This window comes from Pseudomonas sp. GL-B-26, from assembly GCF_019947405.1.
In the GTDB taxonomy this organism is placed as follows: Bacteria; Pseudomonadota; Gammaproteobacteria; order Pseudomonadales; family Pseudomonadaceae; genus Aquipseudomonas.
On sequence record NZ_JAGYGJ010000018.1, the window covers coordinates 91,026 to 110,159 of the forward strand.

At 53.9% G+C, this 19,134-nt stretch carries 20 protein-coding genes and 2 pseudogenes; 12 read left to right on the plus strand and 10 right to left on the minus strand.

The features are described from left to right. The first annotated feature begins 50 nt into the window (after positions 1–50). Positions 51–1,322 carry an OmpP1/FadL family transporter gene (locus tag KGB23_RS14210; RefSeq protein ID WP_223431547.1) on the plus strand — a complete coding sequence of 424 codons (1,272 nt, stop codon included), beginning with the start codon at positions 51–53 and terminating at the stop codon, positions 1,320–1,322. Between the two features lie 91 nt (positions 1,323–1,413). Here KGB23_RS14210 and KGB23_RS14215 read toward each other — a convergent pair whose 3' ends face one another. Further along, positions 1,414–2,871, minus strand: a complete 1,458-nt coding sequence (locus tag KGB23_RS14215; protein WP_223431548.1) for an efflux transporter outer membrane subunit — start codon at positions 2,869–2,871, stop codon at positions 1,414–1,416. 218 nt (positions 2,872–3,089) lie between these two features. On the opposite strand from KGB23_RS14215, the gene KGB23_RS14220 reads away from it, so the two are divergent. The 4 genes and pseudogenes from KGB23_RS14220 (at position 3,090) to KGB23_RS14235 (ending at position 8,719) form a co-directional block, all read left to right on the plus strand. Further along, positions 3,090–4,199: an efflux RND transporter periplasmic adaptor subunit gene (locus tag KGB23_RS14220; RefSeq protein ID WP_223431549.1), complete on the plus strand. Its 1,110-nt coding sequence runs from the start codon at positions 3,090–3,092 to the stop codon at positions 4,197–4,199. Next, the gene (locus KGB23_RS14225; protein ID WP_223431550.1) at positions 4,196–7,345 is read left to right on the plus strand and encodes an efflux RND transporter permease subunit; all 3,150 of its coding nucleotides are present in this window, start codon (positions 4,196–4,198) and stop codon (positions 7,343–7,345) included. Before KGB23_RS14220 ends, KGB23_RS14225 begins: the two co-directional genes overlap by 4 nt. After that, positions 7,345–8,057 (plus strand): annotated as a pseudogene (locus KGB23_RS14230) (NAD(P)-binding domain-containing protein); the annotation flags it as partial. The gene KGB23_RS14225 and the pseudogene KGB23_RS14230, both read left to right, overlap by 1 nt. A gap of 206 nt (positions 8,058–8,263) precedes the next feature. Further along, the gene (locus KGB23_RS14235; protein ID WP_223431552.1) at positions 8,264–8,719 is read left to right on the plus strand and encodes a hypothetical protein; all 456 of its coding nucleotides are present in this window, start codon (positions 8,264–8,266) and stop codon (positions 8,717–8,719) included. A 334-nt stretch (positions 8,720–9,053) separates the two neighbouring features. Here KGB23_RS14235 and KGB23_RS14240 read toward each other — a convergent pair whose 3' ends face one another. Both KGB23_RS14240 and KGB23_RS14245 read right to left on the minus strand, forming a co-directional pair. After that, entirely contained in the window at positions 9,054–10,103 is a 1,050-nt protein-coding gene (locus tag KGB23_RS14240) for a tyrosine-type recombinase/integrase (RefSeq protein ID WP_223431553.1), read from the minus strand. A gap of 1 nt (position 10,104) precedes the next feature. Then, positions 10,105–10,347 (minus strand): DUF4224 domain-containing protein, encoded by a 243-nt coding sequence (locus KGB23_RS14245; protein WP_223431554.1) that lies wholly within the window; start codon positions 10,345–10,347, stop codon positions 10,105–10,107. 222 nt (positions 10,348–10,569) lie between these two features. Here KGB23_RS14245 and KGB23_RS14250 point away from each other — a divergent pair, with 222 nt between their 5' ends. Next, positions 10,570–11,670, plus strand: a complete 1,101-nt coding sequence (locus KGB23_RS14250; RefSeq protein WP_223431555.1) for a PIN domain-containing protein — start codon at positions 10,570–10,572, stop codon at positions 11,668–11,670. Positions 11,671–11,950: 280 nt separating this feature from the next. On the opposite strand, the pseudogene KGB23_RS14255 reads toward KGB23_RS14250, so the two are convergent. Then, a pseudogene (locus KGB23_RS14255) lies at positions 11,951–12,616 on the minus strand (DNA cytosine methyltransferase); the annotation flags it as partial. A gap of 82 nt (positions 12,617–12,698) precedes the next feature. Between KGB23_RS14255 and KGB23_RS14260 the strand changes: the two are divergent. Beyond that, positions 12,699–13,535: a hypothetical protein gene (locus KGB23_RS14260; RefSeq protein WP_223431557.1), complete on the plus strand. Its 837-nt coding sequence runs from the start codon at positions 12,699–12,701 to the stop codon at positions 13,533–13,535. Here the strand turns inward: KGB23_RS14260 and KGB23_RS14265 are convergent. From KGB23_RS14265 to KGB23_RS14275, 3 genes are all read right to left on the minus strand, one after another. After that, positions 13,532–13,684 (minus strand): hypothetical protein, encoded by a 153-nt coding sequence (locus KGB23_RS14265; RefSeq protein WP_223431558.1) that lies wholly within the window; start codon positions 13,682–13,684, stop codon positions 13,532–13,534. The two genes, KGB23_RS14260 and KGB23_RS14265, sit on opposite strands and share 4 nt — an antisense overlap. 81 nt (positions 13,685–13,765) lie before the next feature. Next, positions 13,766–14,080, minus strand: coding sequence for a hypothetical protein (locus tag KGB23_RS14270; protein WP_223431559.1), 315 nt, complete (start codon positions 14,078–14,080; stop codon positions 13,766–13,768). Beyond that, positions 14,070–14,339, minus strand: coding sequence for a hypothetical protein (locus tag KGB23_RS14275; RefSeq protein ID WP_223431560.1), 270 nt, complete (start codon positions 14,337–14,339; stop codon positions 14,070–14,072). Before KGB23_RS14275 ends, KGB23_RS14270 begins: the two co-directional genes overlap by 11 nt. Positions 14,340–14,804: 465 nt before the next feature. Here KGB23_RS14275 and KGB23_RS14280 point away from each other — a divergent pair, with 465 nt between their 5' ends. After that, a complete protein-coding gene (locus KGB23_RS14280) occupies positions 14,805–15,119 on the plus strand; it encodes a DUF1654 domain-containing protein (RefSeq protein ID WP_223431561.1) in 315 nt (104 codons plus the stop codon). Positions 15,120–15,347: 228 nt separating this feature from the next. On the opposite strand, the gene KGB23_RS14285 is transcribed toward KGB23_RS14280, so the two are convergent. After that, positions 15,348–16,346 (minus strand): SDH family Clp fold serine proteinase, encoded by a 999-nt coding sequence (locus KGB23_RS14285; RefSeq protein WP_223431562.1) that lies wholly within the window; start codon positions 16,344–16,346, stop codon positions 15,348–15,350. Between the two features lie 70 nt (positions 16,347–16,416). Continuing rightward, the gene (locus KGB23_RS14290; RefSeq protein ID WP_223431563.1) at positions 16,417–17,295 is read right to left on the minus strand and encodes a S24 family peptidase; all 879 of its coding nucleotides are present in this window, start codon (positions 17,293–17,295) and stop codon (positions 16,417–16,419) included. 103 nt (positions 17,296–17,398) lie between these two features. On the opposite strand from KGB23_RS14290, the gene KGB23_RS14295 reads away from it, so the two are divergent. The 3 genes from KGB23_RS14295 to KGB23_RS14305 all read left to right on the plus strand — a co-directional run bounded on the left by KGB23_RS14295 (position 17,399) and on the right by KGB23_RS14305 (position 18,328). Beyond that, positions 17,399–17,593, plus strand: coding sequence for a Cro/CI family transcriptional regulator (locus tag KGB23_RS14295; RefSeq protein WP_223431564.1), 195 nt, complete (start codon positions 17,399–17,401; stop codon positions 17,591–17,593). 83 nt (positions 17,594–17,676) lie between these two features. Next, the gene (locus KGB23_RS14300) at positions 17,677–18,099 is read left to right on the plus strand and encodes a phage regulatory CII family protein (protein WP_223431570.1); all 423 of its coding nucleotides are present in this window, start codon (positions 17,677–17,679) and stop codon (positions 18,097–18,099) included. Between the two features lie 25 nt (positions 18,100–18,124). Continuing rightward, the gene (locus tag KGB23_RS14305; protein ID WP_223431565.1) at positions 18,125–18,328 is read left to right on the plus strand and encodes a hypothetical protein; all 204 of its coding nucleotides are present in this window, start codon (positions 18,125–18,127) and stop codon (positions 18,326–18,328) included. A gap of 2 nt (positions 18,329–18,330) precedes the next feature. Here the strand turns inward: KGB23_RS14305 and KGB23_RS14310 are convergent, their stop codons facing one another. Beyond that, positions 18,331–18,582, minus strand: a complete 252-nt coding sequence (locus KGB23_RS14310) for a hypothetical protein (protein WP_223431566.1) — start codon at positions 18,580–18,582, stop codon at positions 18,331–18,333. A gap of 254 nt (positions 18,583–18,836) precedes the next feature. Here KGB23_RS14310 and KGB23_RS14315 point away from each other — a divergent pair. After that, positions 18,837–19,134 (plus strand): helix-turn-helix domain-containing protein (locus KGB23_RS14315; protein ID WP_223431567.1); only part of this gene is annotated, 298 nt, incomplete at its 3' end.

The window sequence follows — 19,134 nt, forward strand, 5'->3', positions numbered from 1 at the left end:
CGGTGTCGCTTCTACTGTTTCATCTCAGTGATACCCATAGAGTTCAAACAATGAAAAAAATAGTGCTCAAGAGCCCATTTGGCCTTGCTGTCGTGCTCGCATCCTCAAACGTTTTTGCAAGCGGCTTCGCTCTTAATGAACAAAGCATCAGTGGGATGGGATCCGGGTTTGCCGGTCGTTCCTCCTCCGCTGAAGATGCAAGCACGGTCTTCGGTAATCCCGCGGGAATGTCTCGCTTGAAAAGGGAGCAGGTCAGCGTGGGGGCGGCGACTCTTTTCGCCAAGTCCGACATAAGCCACACCCGCAGTACATTCGGAGGCCAGGAAGACGGCGACATGGTGCCCACCACCACTGTGCCTATGGGTTACTACGTCAAACCGATCGATGAGCATTGGGCGTTCGGTGTGGGTTTTTATGTACCTTTCGGTCTGATGACGGACTATGGCAGTGGTTTTGCCGGGCGTTACTACGCCAACAAAAGCGAGGTCACGACCCTTACGTTTCAACCCACCATCAGCTATGCCTTTAACGAAAAAGTTTCGATCGGGTTCGGTCCGACCATCAACCGTATCAGCGGTGAGATATCAGGAATGGTGCCCAATCCACTCAGTCCTGGTCGCAATGACGGAAAACTCAAAAGCACTGGTGACGACACGGCCCTCGGTTTCAACGCCGGTATCCTGGTGCAGGCTACAGACCGAACCCGTTTGGGCATGACCTACCATTCCAAGGTCAGTTATCAATTGGATGCCAAGACCAAGGTCACTGACGGCACCTTTAGCGTGTTGGGGGTCAGTGGCCGGAGTTATGACGCTTCGCTGGATGTGGATACCCCAGAGTCAGTGGATTTCTCGGTGACTCATCAGCTTGATGATGACTGGACCCTTTACGTGGGGAGCACCTGGACTCGCTGGAGTCGCTTCAAAGAGTTAACCATCGAGAACACCGGTTTACCCCCTGTGTTGAGCGGCGCGCTGGGCACCATTACCGAAGAGCAGAATTGGCACGATACGTGGGCTCACGCTATCGGTGCGGCGTATCAACTGAATAACCAATGGGTACTTCGCGCAGGCCTGTCGGTTGATCAGTCGCCCGCCAACAACACCAACCGGGGACCACGTATTCCCACGGGCGACCGGAAGGTTGTCAGCTTCGGTGCTGGCTGGACGCCGGCGGACAATGTCACGATCGATGTTGCCTATTCCTACCTGTGGGAGGAGAGCGTTCAGATCAACGACACCTCGGCGACCAGAGGTGCATACAGTGCCAACTATAAAAACAGTGCGAGCGGGCTTGGGACTTCTGTGAGTTACCGCTTCTAATTGAGTGCTGTTACACGATAGATGTCCGGTCGGGAGTACGCGTTGCCTCCCGACCTTTAAGAACACATCTCGGACCTTTCCCCCTCAAGCTTCATCGAGTCGTCACCGTGACATCCCAAGGTTGCCAGCCACCACCGAGTGATTTGAATGCCGCTACCGCTGCTCGTGCAGATTCCGTTCGTGCTTGTGCCCGCGCATCGGAAGCCTGCAGCAGTGTCTCGTCAGCGTGCAGGACATCGATCAGGCTGGCCGTGCCTTTCTCATAAGCGATGAACGACGATTGTCGAGCCTGTGTCAGAGACGCTTCTCCCCCAGCGAGGGTGGTTGCTTGAGCTTCGCGATTCACCAGTGAGGAGAGCGCGTTCTCGACATCCTCGGTGGCGCGCAATACAGATTGACGGTAAGCGGCCAGGGTTTCGGCTTCCTGCCCCTTGGCCTGGTCGATCTGGGCGTTTATGCGACCGAAGTCGAAGAGTCTCCAGCGCAGTCCCAGTACGCCCGCCGACTGGCTGGCGCCACTGGTAAAAAGATTGCCTGCGGATACAGCGGTGGCACTCCCCAGCAATGCGCTAAGGGAGAACTTCGGGTAATACTCGGCAATAGCCTCCCCGATGCGTGCGTTTGAGGCCGCAAGACGGCGCTCAGCCACAATCAGATCCGGTCTGCGGCGCAGCAAATCAGCCGGAGTTCCCATCGCCTTCAACTGCGGCGCTACAGGAATGCTCCCCGCACTTGCCAGTTGCGTGCGGTGAGTGCCTGGTGGTGTGCCGAGCATGACATCCAGTGCATTCATGGCCGCATCCAGACCGGTCTGCAGGGCCGGTACTGTCGCTTGGACCTGCGCCAAGGTCCCCTCGGTCTGACGAACCTGATAGTTGGCGGCGAGCCCCTTGCTGTAGAGCAATTGGACTTTCTCTAGTAGCTCCTGCTGCGTTTTGACTTGTCGATTCGCTATGTCCAGCCGGGCCTGCAATCCGCGGACAGTGATGTAGATATCGGCGGTCTGCGCTGCGATAGCCAATCGTGTGGCCGCGACGCCCGCCCGGGATGCTTGATACTCGGCCAGAGCTGCCTCGCGTCCACGGCGCATGCCGCCAAAGACATCTGCCTCCCAGCTGGCATCGATGTTGGCCTCGTAGGAACTTCCGTACCGATCATAGCCAGGCGTTGAGTTCAACACCTGGCCGAGCGGCGTCTCGATTGACTGGTAGGAGCGCACGGCCTGTCCGCTGATGTTCCCTGAGGGGAGTAAAGCGGCATTTGCAGCACCTAGTCCGGCCCGCGCCTGTGTGACTCGCGCCGACGCCTGTGCCAGGTCCAGATTCTGCTCAAGCGCCTTGGAGATGAAGTCGGTTAGCACTGGATCGCCAAAGCCTTCCCACCAAGCTACAAGGCTGGTCGGCGTCGCTACACGCCGCTGTTCGACAGAAGGCTGACCCAAGTAACGATCCGAAAGCGGAGCGTCTGGACGATGGTAGTCCGGACCGACCGCGCAACCTGCCAATAAGCCGGCGCTGACCAAGAGAGCAATTGGACGGAGGGGAGGCATTGAGATTCCTTCAATAGAGGATATTTGTGACCATATTACTCAATAGTCACACCCTGTCAATTGAGGTGTTTTGAGCGAATTTTTGGTTTTCCTCATTGATAACGGTGGTTTCTGTGTTGAGCTTGAGAAGTTGGATGTTTCATGGTTTGTGACCATTGACACATATAGTCACTGGGCAGAGAATATGACGCTCGTCCTATTTTTAAGTAAGGGAACCTATGCGCCGGCTTCGACCTTTCCCCATTGCCGCTTGCTTGTTGCCTCTCGTCCTGACAGCGTGCGGTGATTCATCCATCGCTGAAGATCCGCGCACGCATGCCCCTTTGGTGAGGTCCGCTGCTGTTCAGGCTTCGTCCGACGTCTCGCGTTCCTTCACTGGTGTAGTGGCTGCCCGCGTCCAGGGCGACCTGGGTTTTCGGGTATCAGGCAAGGTGCTTGAGCGTCTGGTTGATACCGGTCAAACCGTTAAACGTGGTCAGCCGCTCATGCGCCTCGACCCAATCGATCTAGGGTTGCAGGCGCGAGCACAGCAAGAGTCGGTCACAGCCGCGCGAGCCCGAGCCAAGCAGACAGCAGATGACGAGGCGCGATACCGCAGTCTGGTTGCCGCAGGCGCTATTTCTGCATCGGCCTATGACCAGATCAAAGCCGCAGCGGATACCGCAAAGGCGCAGCTTAGCGCCGCTGAAGCGCAGGCTGATGTAGCCCGCAATGCTTCTGGTTATGCGGTGTTGTTTGCGGATTCCGACGGCGTTGTGGTGGAGACGCTCGCCGAGCCCGGACAAGTTGTCAGCCCGGGACAGCCCGTGGTTCGACTGGCGCGGGCAGGGCAGCGCGAAGCGATCGTGCACCTGCCCGAGACGTTGCGCCCCGCAGCAGGATCCACCGCGCAGGCGACGCTTTATGGCAATACCACGGGTGCAGTTACAGCGAAGCTGAGGCTGCTTTCTGACTCGGCCGACCGAATGACACGCACCTTCGAGGCGCGGTATGTGCTTGAGGGCGCGCTGGCCAATGCACCGATAGGTTCGACCGTCACGCTTCGGATCGCTGAAAGCACCACGCAAGGGCAGGGGCTGCAAGTACCGATCGCTGCCGTTTATGACCCAGGTCAAGGCGCTGGCGTGTGGGTCATCGCCGGTACACCGGCGAAGGTGGCCTGGCGACCTGTTCAAGTCCTGGGCTTGAGCGACGACTCAGCGCGAGTCGCTGGCGATCTCAAGGTCGGTGAGCCGATCGTAGCGTTAGGCGCACATCTGTTGCGCGAGGGTGAAGAGGTAAGATTGCCTCAACAGGATGACGCCAAAGTTGCCGGGGGTCGTCCATGAGCGAGGGTCGCTTCAATCTTTCCGCGATCGCCGTTCGAGAGCGCTCTATCACGGTGTTTCTGATCTTCCTGATTGCCGTTGCGGGCATCTTGTCGTTCTTTCAGCTGGGGCGTGCGGAAGATCCTCCGTTTACGGTCAAGCAGTTGACGGTCATTACCGCGTGGCCGGGCGCCACGGCGCAGGAGATGCAGGATCAGGTAGCAGAGCCACTTGAAAAACGACTGCAAGAACTGAAATGGTACGACCGCACGGAAACCTACACCCGTCCTGGCCTCGCCTTCACGATGGTGTCACTGCTCGATAGCACGCCGCCCTCGCAAGTGCAGGAGGAGTTCTATCAGGCGCGTAAAAAGCTCGACGACGAGGCCAGGAAGCTGCCGGCGGGTGTCATCGGGCCGATGGTCAACGACGAGTTTTCGGACGTGACATTTGCGCTTTTCGCCCTGAAAGCCAAAGGCGAGCCGCAGCGACTGTTGGTACGTGATGCAGAGTCGCTGCGCCAACAACTGTTGCATGTGCCGGGCGTGAAGAAGGTCAACATTATTGGGGAGCAGCCCGAACGTATCTTTGTTTCCTTTTCCCATGATCGGTTGGCCACCTTGGGCATCTCTCCTCAGGACATCTTTGCCGCGCTGAATAATCAAAACGTGCTCACGCCCGCCGGTTCGATCGAAACCAATGGGCCGCAGGTCTTCCTCCGCTTGGATGGCGCCTTCGATAAAGTGCAGAAGATTCGTGACACACCCATTGCGGTCCAGGGGCGCACGCTAAAACTCTCTGACGTGGCGACGATCGAACGTGGTTATGAAGATCCAGCAACCTTTCTCGTGCGTAACAACGGTGAAGAGGCCTTGTTGCTGGGGATCGTGATGCGTGAGGGCTGGAACGGTCTTGACCTTGGCAAGGCGTTGGACGCGGAGACAGTCAAAATAAATGAAGGCATGCCGCTGGGTATGACGCTCTCCAAAGTCACCGATCAATCTGTAAATATCGATTCGGCCGTCGGCGAGTTTATGGTCAAGTTCTTCGTCGCGCTGCTTGTGGTAATGCTTGTCTGCTTTCTCAGCATGGGCTGGCGTGTAGGTGTTGTGGTCGCCGCGGCTGTGCCGTTGACGTTGGCCGTGGTGTTTGTGGTGATGGCGGCCACTGGAAAGAACTTTGACCGTATTACCCTCGGCTCGTTGATTCTGGCGCTCGGACTGCTGGTGGACGACGCCATCATTGCCATCGAAATGATGGTGGTGAAAATGGAGGAGGGCTACGACCGCATCAAAGCTTCCGCGTACGCCTGGAGTCATACCGCTGCGCCGATGCTCTCCGGTACGCTGGTGACCGCTATCGGCTTTATGCCCAACGGCTTCGCGCAATCGACCGCCGGCGAATACACCAGCAACATGTTCTGGATCGTGGGCATTGCCCTGATTTCCTCCTGGGTGGTTGCGGTCGCTTTTACCCCGTACCTGGGGGTGAAGATGTTGCCGAACATCAAGAAGGTAGAGGGTGGTCACGCGGCCATCTACAACACCCCTAACTACAACCGCTTCCGCCGGATTTTGACGCGGGTCATCGCTCGCAAATGGCTGGTGGCTGGCACTGTCATCGCTTCGTTTGTCGTGGCGATCCTCGGTATGAGCCTGGTCAAGAAGCAGTTCTTCCCTACCTCGGACCGTCCCGAGGTATTGATTGAAGTGCAAATGCCTTATGGAGCCTCCATTGAGCAGACCAGCGCGACCACCGCCAAGATAGAGACCTGGCTGCAAAAGCAGGATGAGGCAAAGATCGTCACGGCCTATATCGGGCAAGGCGCGCCGCGCTTCTATCTAGCGATGGCACCGGAACTCCCTGATCCGTCGTTCGCGAAGATTGTGGTGCTGACGGACAGCCAGGAGGAGCGCGAGACCCTCAAGTTCCGTATCCGCGAAGCGGCGGCTGAGGGACTTGCCCCAGAAGCGCGTGTCAGGGTGACTCAGCTTGTTTTCGGGCCGTACTCGCCATTCCCTGTTGCCTACCGGGTAATGGGGCCTGATCCGTCAACGTTGCGCGAGATTGCGGGCCAGGTACAGGACGTGTTGCAGTCGAGCCCGATGATGAGAACCGTCAACACCGATTGGGGACCGCTGACGCCGACGCTGCATTTCGCTCTGGATCAGGATCGCTTGGAGGCGGTGGGGTTGACGTCAAACTCAGTCGCGCAGCAACTGCAGTTCCTGCTGGCCGGAGTACCGATCACCGCAGTTCGTGAGGACATTCGCTCGGTGCAGGTTGTTGGTCGCGCAGCGGGTGATATCAGGCTCGATCCCGCCAAGATAGAAGGTTTTACGCTGGTAGGCACGGCGGGTCAGCGGATTCCGCTGTCTCAGGTGGGAGAGGTCGATGTTCGTATGGAGGATCCGATCCTCCGACGTCGTGACCGCACGCCGACCATTACCGTGCGCGGCGACATTGCCGAAGGCTTGCAGCCACCGGACGTCTCGAGCGTGATTATGAAGGAGCTGCAGCCGGTCATAGACAAGCTGCCTGGCGGGTACCGGATTGAGCAGGCAGGTGCAATCGAGGAGTCGGGCAAGGCCGGTAAAGCGATGTTGCCGTTATTCCCGATCATGATTGCCATGACGCTGCTGGTCATCATTCTGCAGGTCCGTTCGATCTCGGCGATGATCATGGTGTTCCTCACCTCGCCATTGGGGTTGATTGGTGTGGTGCCGACACTGCTTATCTTCCAGCAGCCGTTTGGTATCAACGCTCTGGTCGGTCTAATCGCCCTTTCGGGCATTTTGATGCGCAATACGCTGATTCTGATTGGGCAAATCCATCACAACGCGCAAGAAGGGCTGGACCCGTTTCACGCAGTGGTCGAAGCCACGGTACAACGTGCCCGCCCGGTACTGCTGACAGCGCTGGCGGCAATCCTGGCGTTCATTCCGCTGACACACTCCGTCTTCTGGGGGACGCTGGCCTATACGCTGATCGGAGGCACGTTCGTCGGAACCATCATGACGCTGGTGTTCCTGCCCGCGATGTACTCCATCTGGTTCAAGATCCGTCCTGACAATACGGGTCAAACTGAAACAGCGAATAAGCAAGCAAGCCTAGTGGATAGGGCGCCACCCCGTCCTCTCGCCGTTCACCTGACCACAAAGCTTTAGCCATACCTGGGATGCCGTTTCCAGCTGAAGCTAAGCACTATCCGCTACGCGATGAAGTCGTACGTTATTTGGAGCAGTACGCGGACGCTTTCCAGCTACCCATTCGGCAGAACATACGAGTCCGGAAAGTGTATAGGGAGGATGGACTATTTTTGCTTCAGGCATCTGGCGGATTCAATCAGCCGTTCATCCCTTACATTCAGGGGCTGGAGAGTTTTCACGGGCAACGTTTACACAGTGCTGATTTCCGAAATGTTGACGGTTTCAGTGATCAACGAGTAGTGGTCATAGGTGCGGCCAACTCAGCGGTACAAATTGCCCATGAGTTGGCTCAAGTCAGCAGCGTCGTATTGGCGACAAGGGAATCGATTCGGTTTTTTCCGCAAAAGATCCTCGGTGTGGATTTTCATGCTTGGCTCAAGTGGACATGGATGGAGAAGACTCGTTGGCTGAATGACCAAAGTACCCCTGTACTGGATGATGGCACCTATCGTCGAGCTATAAAGCAGGGGATTTTTGAGCGCAAGGCAATGAAAGCCTGACCCGGCGCAACGGGAAGGCGGAGCACGTACCGGGTTTGTATTTTGTGGGATTACCGAAGCAGCGCAACTTTGCTTCGGCCACCCTTAGAGGCGTTGGGCCAGATGCTTCTCACATCATCCCTAGCTTGATGCGCTTCATTCACGATGCATCGCACCCCGTGTTCGCTTGATGCCGGGTATCGATTTTTTTTCCGCTCAACACTGCGTCTACCGGAACATCGTAATTACTGTCCTTTTTGCGTACTTGGCAGGCGCCAAGTGGCGACGAAGCACAGCAACAGAAACCCGCACATCACGCTAAGCAGTACCGATGCTCCGAAGCGGTGCAGAGCGTAAGCGGCGGCGATGCATTGAAGAGTTGCAGGCACCGCGGCGAGTGCTGCTTTCAGAAACTCCGATAGAAGCAGTCTGGGCGAGGCTTGCTCAGTTAAAAAGTGCGACTCTTGCTCGAAAGATGGTCGACCGTCGCGCTCAACTTGAAAGCCTAAGTCTTGAGCCGTCGACCATTGTGTCAAAGGGAGAGGGCGTTGCTTTCGCGCTCCGAAATGCCACCGATTATTTCAGTGCCATTGATCGAAGAAATGTCAGTCAACGTGTACTCAATCTGTATTACGGCACAATGTCGTTCGCATTTGCCGAGATGCTTGCTTCACCAGGTGGTCCTCAAACCCTTTCAGAGTTGGAGGCAACAACCAAAAAAGGGCATGGCCTTTATACCCATGATGGTATAGATGACCGATTTGAGAGTTCTTGGCAGCGTTCGATGACGTCCAGGCTGACGCAAGGCTTGCATCGTGGTCGCACTCAGTATTCTGCTCAGCTCGAAAAATAGTTTAAAAAGCAGTTAGTTATGAAATATTTTGGCTTTTCCGTTCCACGTAGAACTACGAAAAGCCAAGGGCTAAGGTATGGGCTGGGAGGTTTTTTACAGAAACAAGAAACGACAAAGCCCTGAAAAATCAGGGCTTTGTCGTATAAAAAGATGGCGGAGGCGATGGGATTCGAACTCATGGACCTGTTACAGTCGACGGTTTTCAAGTCCGCTATGTAAAGCCTTTAAAATAGCGGCCTGTAGCGATTTTTCGTTCCATTACGCTCAGTTCTTGGCATCGCTACAGGCCGCATTCTACAAGGGGGCAATTTTGAGTTATGGAACACATTTTTGGTCATTTTGTAGGTCTGGCGATGGCGCCGACGCGGCGATAAACCCGCTCGGTGATGTCGCCTTTGGTGTGTCCCAACAGCAAGCTCGCCTCGCCGACATCAGTAATTTCGGAGGCTGCCTTTGGCCTGATATCCCGAAACTGGAAATCCCCAATCCGACCAGCCAGTAGTTCGTCACCAGCTTCAATTGCTTCCATTTTTGCTCGCTCCCGGGCTGCGTCCCAGCGCTTTCTCAGCATCGTGGCGGTCATTCGTTTGCCATGCCGACTAACAATCAGATAGCTAGAGACGTGGCGAGAATTGCGCTCAGATATCTCGGCGATAAGTCTGCCTAGGCTGTTCGCTTCGCCGCCAGTGGTCATTTGAATACGCAGCTTTTTGTTCGTCTTGTTTTGCTGCACCCCCAAATATCCCTCTACTGCGTCGTCCTTTCGCATCACCAGCACATCTGCCGGCCGCTGCCCGGTAAGGTACGCGAGATCCATTGCGTCTTTCAGCTCTTGAGCTGCCTTCTTGTAAACCGCGTCCCAAACCACGTCATTCGCGTAATAGTCCCTCGGTGTTTCTTTGTTCTTTCGCACACCCTGACAGGGATTTTCCTTAGCCGTCAGCCCCCACTCCCGTGCGATGTTGAAAATGTGGGAGAGGGTGGCTAACTCGCGATTTGCCCGTACCTTCGCCGATCGGGCATCCCGGTATCCGGCGATCGTTGCCGGAGTGATTGAGTCGATCGGAGCACTGTCGAACATCGGTCGAAGTTGTTTGATCTCTGCCAGGTTGTCTTTCTGCGTCCGCGCCGCCTTCTTGGGGATGATGTCGCGAATGTACCGGTCGAAGATTCCCTTCATGGTTCGCAGGTCCAGGGGTTTTTCCTTAGCTTCCAGTTCAGCCCATTTGATCCTGGCCTTGTCGAGTTCTTTCCCCAAAGGTATGTCATTGCCGAGTAGGTCCCGGTAGTAGTAAGCGGTCCAAACGGCACCATTCTTGCGTTTGCGGGACCGCTGATACATCCGTGGGGGGAGATGGTGATACTCGGTCTTGCGGGGACGCATATCAATTCACTCGCGAGAAATCAGGCGTCCATTCCGGAATCGCCAAGGGAGGGGTTGGATCGACGATGGCCGGTGAAAGCATGCCTAGCTTCATGCGGACGTATATCCGGCCAACGAGGGGGCGCTTGCCGCGGCTTTCGACAAATACCCACTGGCGATCCAGCAGCCAGCGGCGCTGGTATGCTCGAGCCTTGTAACCAGTAAGCGCGGTAAGTTCTTCGTCCGAAAGAATTTCTGCTTCCATTTTCGTGCTCCATGCCGCGGAGGTTGCGGTAGAAAGTAGTTGAAATTGAGCGCTCTACATCCGATAAATAGTTGAACAGAGACGTATTTAGGCGCAGTAGAGAAAGGATGCTGCCCGACGGTGGAGTGGGGCTAGCAATGTAGTAATGAGTCAAACGCATATTTTGAGTTTGTATAAAAAATCTATATAGTTATTGCTGGTTTAAATATTTTGGAGAGAAGAGTGGAAGCAGCAGTTGTCGAAAAGTTTGATCTGAAATCAAGGTATTTATTCATTGATACCAGTATCTATCATGCTGCTAATTATCAGTTTTTTGCGTCCGACCTGCAGGCTGTTACGAGGCTTTTGGAAGATGATAAGCTTACATTGCTATTTACCTCTATAACTGTTTCAGAAGTAAAAAGACATCTAAAGAATCAAGTAACCGATGCTGTCAATGCTGCTCGATCGCTTCGTGATAAAGGTAAGGTATTACGCAATCTGCCAAGCTTTTCACAAACGTTTGTTTTTAGGGGGATTGAACGTGAGGTAGTTGAGAATGAACTGTTTGCTTTGTTTGAAAAATTTATGGCGACAAAAAATATCGAAATGGTCTCTCTTGATTTAGCCTCCGCTGAAGTTGTGTTCGAGAATTATTTTTCACTATTGCCGCCATTTTCCGAAAAGAAAACTGAAGAGTTTCGAGATGCATTTGTTTTGGAGTCTCTGAAGTCATACGCGATCGAGAACGGAATTCGAATTCATGTTCTAAGTACAGATGGGGACATGAGAGACTATTGCAGCGGTGAGTTTCATTTGCTTTGGTCTGACAATCTTGGAAAGTTCGTCAATTCTGCAGTGCACTTAACGCGGGTAGAGCCTGCTGCATTCGCGGATAAGGCGTTTTTGGCTGTAGAGCAAGAGGTATATTCACGATTGATAGAGTATCTTGAACATCAAGATTTCGGTGTCCTCGAAGAGGGAGGTGGTAGTTATCGTGTGACGAGCTGTGAGATTGAAAATGTCGTTGGCTCTAATCGTCGCGTACTTGAAGTGAGCCGAGAGTCAACAAAGTATGCCTTGGATTATGAGTTTGAAGTGGCTTACGAATATTTTCAAAGTGAACCGTTGAGGGTGTTGCCTGATGGTTCGACAATAATTGAAATTAGCAATAATTCGGCACGCTATAAGAAAGTTGCTGAAGCTGTTGTTTTTCTGAGTTATTTTGAGGGCGATCTGGATAGTGTTAAGCTTGAAGACTATAGGTTTGGATTGCCCAGTGGCGATATTCTCTGGGAGGACGAACGTACTCATTATACGACTACGAAAGTGGATGCTATTTGAAGTCTATTTTAATTAGGGAGTTAAGCAGCCGTTTTCCTATCCAGCGCACTATTGGGACCGCCTTGCTGTTCCCGATGGCTTTATAGCGAGGCCCGTCAGGGCAAGCCAAAGAGGACCTGCCAAGCCAAGGGATCTGTGTATAGTTGTCGGCGAATCCTTGGCAGCGCTCCCATTCAATCACGCTGGTGCGTCGCACGCCTGCGGTTTCCAACACATATGCCTCTCGGTCATCGAGAGAGCCTCCCCCTTGAGCCGTGAGAGTAGGATGAAGTGCCGACTTCTCTTCCCGTCGCGGCGGGTTATCCCGGCGAGCGCCTTCTCGCTCAAAAAGTACCTCGGTGGGATCGAATCCGTCTCGAGCACTTGCGACAACGAACACACGGCGGCGTCGTTGGGCCAGGCCGAAATATTGGGCGTCCAAGACCCGCCACGCGATTGTTCTTTTGGGTCCATACACACAACCAGCGTCCGGCCATTTCTTCCCTGAAGGCTGCAGTTCGCAGTCTTCCCCAGCAAGCGCGCCAAGAAAGCATCCGAAGGCGTTCCCTTTGTCGCTGAGGACACCGGGGACGTTTTCCCAGACGAGAACGCAGGGAGGTTCTCGGCGGCTGGTGCGAACATAGTCAGTTGCATCTGCAAGCTCCACGTATTTTATGGTGAGGGCGCCGCGCGGGTCGAGCAGACCCTGGCGCATGCCGGCGACGCTGAAGGCTTGGCACGGGGTACCGCCTACCAGCACGTCGGGTGCTTCGATCTTGCCAGCTAGGACCAGGGCCCCGAGTTTTGTCATGTCTCCGAGGTTTGGCGTTTTCGGGTAGTGGTGGGCCAGCACAGCGCAGGGGAATGGCTCAATCTCGGCGAACCAGGTGGCGCGCATGCCCAGCGGATGCCAGGCCATGGTTGCGGCCTCGATGCCGCTGCAGACGCTTCCGTATACTATGTCCATTGTGGCTCCTAAGGAGATCAACGTTTCGACTAACTTTCCTGCTGGACTTTTGTTTTTTACATTTGATAGATGAGGAGTAAAAGTGTCAGGGACTAAACTAACGCCAGAAAAAATTACCAGCCCTTTCCAGCTGATGGCTGCTTGGTTTTCAATGCTCGTATTGATAGTTTCAGCACTTTTGGGTGGCGCGGCGAGTATAAATCGGCCTGAATGGGTTGCTGGTTATCTTGTGATATTTGCGACGGTAACGATATTGATCGTTTTCACTTGTGTTCTTTTGATGCTCACCAAGTATCGACCGCATTTGCAAGATGGAACAGATTATGCTCAATGGCTTAAGGATACGAGTACTTACTCCGAAGGTATGATATTTAAAGGGGTTGCTGTAGCTAGTAGTGTCGAAACAGGTGCTACCGATGACGATGTCATTGAAGCAGAGGAATGTAAGAGTACGGATGTTGAATCGGATACTCATAAGGCAGTAGGAAAGGACGGTTGTTCTGTTGATGTGATTGATTTGCCTCGTGCGGTAGAAATAGTTGAAGCGCTTAAGAATAAGGGTTTTAATGCGTCTATTTTCGACCGTTCCCCAAAATTTAACGATAAGTCTACCTATAAGCAGGAGTCTATTTGGATTGGTTGTCGATTGAGTCCTGCAGTTGTTATCGAGGCAATGAAAGTGGCCATAAGTGTTTGGCCTCACCTAAAATATCTTCAACTTTCTGACGATAACTACAATCCTCCTGACTTTGTTCACGATCAAATCTTTATTGGTGGCGCAACCAGCACCGCAATTGATCGAGGCCTATCAGCATGGTCACGCAGAGAAATAATGATGTTGGAGGAAGGAATGTCCATTCAGGATTTTCATGAGCTAGTTAACAGTCGCGGTGAAAACTCTGTACGTAATGTGGTCTAATTACTTAAGTCGTACTTAGCCCTGCTCCTAAAGTGCATCAGCAAGCGCTTCGACACAATCAGCGTGCGCTTCACGGCGCCGATTCGCTCCAGCAGGGCTTTCTCCTTGGCGCGCTTGTCCCTCTGGATATCGGCGTTGCTCTTGGCCATGGCCTGCCTCTTCAATTCCGTGGGCCGGCATATCCAGCCATGTCTGTCGTCGACGCTGACGCACCTGGTTGCTGAGGCGCTTCACGATGTGAACTTGAAGTTGTTCTCGCGAGCGATGAGCCGGGCGCGCTTGGCTACCATGCCGCATTCTTTCGCGGCCTTGGCGACGGGTGTGCCGGCCTCGGCCACCTCCTTCAGCCTAGGCGCCACCTTGTCCCGCTCAGCACGCAGTTTGTTGGTGTGGGTGGTGCCGAATGTGCCGTCCTTTGTGCCGCTGACACCTTGCGCGATTTCCTGCACCGATTTGCCGGCGCCGAAGTACTGCTCTAGTTTTGATTCGGGTTCGCGAGGATTGAGTCTCGCGGGTTGGGCATTGGTGCGCCAATCACTGCGCACCTCCGGGCAGGCGGGCGACCTGTGTTTCGAACTGGTTGGCCGTGTCCACCGCCGAGGCATGCGTCCAGCGGAACGCTTTGGTTTTTCCGGTGACCAGATCGACGATGTGGTACGCCTTGCCGATAGCCCGAACCTGAAAGCGGACCTTCTGGGCGGGTGGTTCCTGGCCGATCATAGAGTAGAACTCGGACGTGGCGATGAATGAACGGAGGTGCAGGGCCTGAAGACCGGCGAAGCGCTGCTGCAGGATTGATTGCATGGCTGATCCCTCAGTGTTGGGTTGCGGTTATTCGTCAGTTCTCGGGCCTCCTGCTGGTTGCCGTTGGGCGCAGGGGAGAGTGCTGACGGGTAAAGGCAGGCGTAAAAATGGCCGATCGGAACCTGGCTTTCGATTGCGTCCCGAAACCTTCCTACGTGACGCATTGCCGCGACCCGCTACTGGCGTCGGTCAACGGTTATCTCAAGTTGTTGCTCCGGTCGCGGCTCGGCCCACCAGATAACTGTTCTTGGCGTTTTACGCTGCACGCCCGGGTCAGTTGCCAACCCTCTAAACCGTTCAGGCCGGTTCATCGCTGCCTTCCATCTGGCCGGTTGCTATCCGGCGATAGATTCAGTTAACCATCGGTATATTAATGCGTCAATACCGATGGTTAATTTATTTTCGGAGAGAATGACTTATGCTTTGCTTAATAGCTGTATATATGTACAGCGCAAGGAGAGTGGCGTGAGCAAAAAACAAAATCAGAAGCAGCAAATCCCGGAGCAAATGACGGGGCTTGAGAGACTGGGTCTTAGAGTGTCCGCAATGATCGGCTCACCCGTGGCTCAGATTCAGCGCTGGGTGACGATCCATCGCTTGGACACTGACGGTGGCCGAGAATGGGAAGAGGTGATGGAGGTACTGGCGGAAACGGATGGTATCGAGATGACGTTCAATGACGACGGCACAGTGACACTGAGGTGGGAGAGGGCGACAGACGACGATCGGGTAATGGAAGTAAACGATCTGGACAAGATCGAGGAACCGGCGCCTTTCTGAAAGGTAAAAAAAGCCCGGCACTGGGCCGGGCATTTTGCTTTTACTTGATTCTAGAAGCGACTGGGTGGGCGCCAGGCAAGTGAGGCGGGATGATCTGAGTTTTTGCATTTCTAATCAATGTCATCGTGCAATCATCTTTTGCCGTGCTTGTTTGCCATGAGCTTGAGGCAGCAGCTGATGTTTGAGTCAGATAATTGACGTAGGTAGCAGTGCTCTGCGCTAAAAGGTTCATCGAGCGTGTCTCCACCCTTCAAAATTTCTCTGGTCTTGGATAGGAATTATCTGTGGCGGAACGCCTGGTTGGTCAATTCTAAACAATACGCCTTCCGACGAAAAGTAATGCGATCCGCCAGCCAAGCTTTCAACGAGTCCGCGCCTGTAGCTATACGGTGCCACTTGATTTCCTCCCAAGACCGCATTCAAATCCATGGGTTGAGAAATCTGAAGCTCGTTGTGTATATCGGTATAGATTGCGTTAATCAAAGTGTAAAGGTCCGCCGATGGCTTCTCGATGTTTAACCCCAACTCGTTTTTGGCTTCTCGTCGGTTGATTGTGTAGTCGTGACTGCCCGAATCACTACATAGGAAGCTGATAACCTTCTGAATTTGAGCTTCTTCCTGCAATTGTCCCTTAATCAGTTTTCGCGCAAGCATCTGAATCTGAGTTCTGCTTCGGTAAACCTCGCCAAGCACCAGTGGGTGGACGTGTTCGCTGAGCTTGAGCAAGATTTCTGTAAGGTTCGCTTCGTTGTTTATACCTATTTCTTCTTTCGCCAGCTCAAAATAGCCTTTTATTGCTTCAACACTGACCGGCAATCGCACCCCAATGGGTGCACCTTCAATTTGCGGGTTGAGTGGCGTATTAACGCTTGGGTCGATTGGGCCCAGCGTAGCCTGCTTGGTCATGACAATCGTTTTTGCGCCAAGAGACATCAAAGTTCCAGCGCTATGGCATTTTGAAGGAACGATGATTTCTAGCTCGTCACAAAACTGATTTAGTAGGTTTACGATATTCCATGCCGCTAGCGTGCTTCCTCCACGGGTGTAGAGGAACAGCGTAATTTTTTCAGTTACACCAATTTCGTCAAGATGGCTGACGAAGAGATCTACCGCATCCGCTGCAATTTGCGTCTCCAGACCAGGTCGATCACTTGTAATGAAAGATATTACCTTCGAGCTCCGAGCCGCTTCTAGCTCTGCGAAAAGCTGTTTCCTTTGTTCGAACATGCCAGATAACTCCTGTACAAACCCTTTTTATTGTTGACTCGCCTTTCGCGAGGGCTGTGCCATTTTCGTCTTAAAGCTTCTGCGCATTCCAAACCAGCAAAACCTTCGCATGGATGCTTACATCATCGATACGTGCAGTCTGGTTCTCGTAATGTTTATTGTCGGAGATCATCCGAAGGTGTTCGTCATCGACCATCTGCAGGCGTTTGATGTAGAGCAGTCCATGCCAGGTGAGCACGTATACGCCATCCCCGACAAACTCGTTCACGCAGCGGTCAACAATCACCGGATCCTTGTCGTTGATCGTTCCTTCCATGCTCTGGCCCCAGCCAGTGATCATCGCCAGCGCTGCAGCCGACGTGTAGGTCACACCTTTCTCGCGCAGCACATCCTCTCTCACAACGAGGTTTCGAATTGCTTCGTTGTAGTCGGCAGGCAACTGGCCGTGCCCCATCGCTCCACGCACGTCGTACTGAGGAATTAAAATCTCATCAGGCTTCGCTCGAAGCCCGGAGAAATCCGCAGGAACGACATTGTTCGCCCGCTCATCAGCAAGCCCTTCGGCTACAGCATCAGCAATCTTCTTTTGCGCCGCTTCATCCAACCCTTTACCAGCGTGTTTGCGGATCATCTCAAGAACCTTTAGCGCAGCACCCGTACCTCCAGCAGAGGGTTTGGCGTTGCTAGCCATCGACCGAATCTCGTCTGCGAGCCTAGGGCTGAAGGCTTCGATTGGCTCGTTGAGCATTCTGGACAATACAGAAGCGAACTGCGCATTCAGGGGGTTGATCCCTTTGAAATAAAGATTCACGGCGGCAGGAGTCATTCCGGCGGCATCCGCGATTTTCTTTTGGCTCAGCTTTAGCTCGTTCTTTTTGGACAAGAACAGGGCGTGAGCTGATTCACACTCGGCCATGCGATCTGGGGGAAGGATTCGTTTTTTCGTCATCGCGAGAATGTAAACCAATGGTTAAAAATAAGAAGAAACCATCGGTATTGATTAAAAATTAACAGATGGTTAACATTGTCTCATCTACAACAGAGGCACGACTATGAATGAGACTTCCCTCGACAAGTTCGTGGCTGACAAAGGGCAGTCCGAAGCCGCACGGCTACTCCGAGTTACTGCCCCAGCCATCCATAAAGCCTTATCCGCAAAACGGGACATCCGTGTGCTTGAGCTCCCAGATGGGAGCTACCAAGCAAATGAGCAGCGCCCGTTTCCGTCCCAAAAATCTGCTGCATAAGTCATCCCTGTCGCTGATCTGTTGAACGAATGCTCGTCGAGCAGCGTCAGCGGTGCCACGGAAACAAAATTGAGGTTTTACGAATGGAAGATTTCTTGAGGGCTTGCCACGCCACCGTCAAGGAAAGCGGGGCAGAGGGGTTGGCGGGGAAAATGTGCATGGCACATGTGAGCCTGCTTCAGCGCTCGAACCCGGACAACGCGGCGCATCACCTGACGATTGAGCACCTTTTCGGGATTCTGCTGCACACCGGTGACATGCGTCCGTTGATCGCTCTCGCTGATCAATTCGGTTTTGACCTGGTGGCTCGCGAGAAGCCAGTCGCCAAGCCATTGATGGTCGCGCTGGGTCACTTGTCAGCCGAGTGTGGCGACGTTGGGCGATTGATCTTCGACGCGGCTGCTGACAACCACATCAGCCAGCACGAAAAAGCCCAGGGAGAGAAAGCAATCCTTGAAGCAATCGACGCGCTGCAGGTTCTGCGCGAATCGCTAAAGGCTGCCTGAATTCTAGTCTTAAGAGAGGTGAGCGATGGACCAGAAAAGCAACGCGAATGCGCCATCGGTACGAGAAGCGGTTCGCAAGATTAATGGGTTCAAAAGGTTGATTTGCGCTCAAGAGGCGTTTTCCCGGGGCGGCGAAGGGGGGCTTGTCCGCATTGAGGCGATGACCCCGGTTATGGATGCCATCGACCAATACGCCGCTCTGTTTCCAGCAGTTGAAATTGAGCGTTAGCCCTACTGGCTACCGTCGTAGAAATCCCGAAGTTTCAGGTATTGCTTGGTGATCGCTTGGACAAATTCATATGTCTTTTCAGCTGCTTCAACAGGGTCACTCGGGAACGTGAGTTTACCGCTGCTGATCATTGCTACCGCCATCTGCTGAGCTGCGGCGTAAGGGTCATCAATTGGGTTCAGCACTCCTGCCAGCGGCGTAGGCCATCCGCTGTTCTCCGGTAAATCCGCTACTTGATTGTTCCTGATTTTCATATGTCCGGCCTCCAAGGCCTTTTCGTTGGGAAGCAGAAAGCTACCACGGATGCGCCGGACACCTAAACGCCTGAATCACAGGCACAAAAAAGCCGACGGAGAAGGTCGGCTGATCTGCAAAACTAGAGAGCCCCGATTATGCAGAGCCAACTCGATTCAAGCAATACCTTGAACTATGTCCCGACACTATTGGGGCAATCACGAAACGTGTCACGACTCGATGTCACGGTTGAATCTGAGACTGGAGATCAGCAGTGAGCACCATAATCATGAGCTTGTGCTGGCCGCTTCAAGGTATGAGCGGGCCGCAAAAGGCTGTGCTGATCTCGTTGGCGGACAACGCCAACGATGAGGGCGTTTGCTGGCCATCTGTAGCCCGCATTTCGGAACGCACCTGCCTTTCCGAAAGGACGGTCCAAACTGCAATCAAATGGCTGGGCCAGGCAGGGCTTTTGTCTGTTCGAGAGCGGATGGGCCGCTCGACGATGTACACCTTAACCCCGGCAGCTTACGCACCCCCGCAAGAGTCGCACCCCGCAGCAGATGCACCAC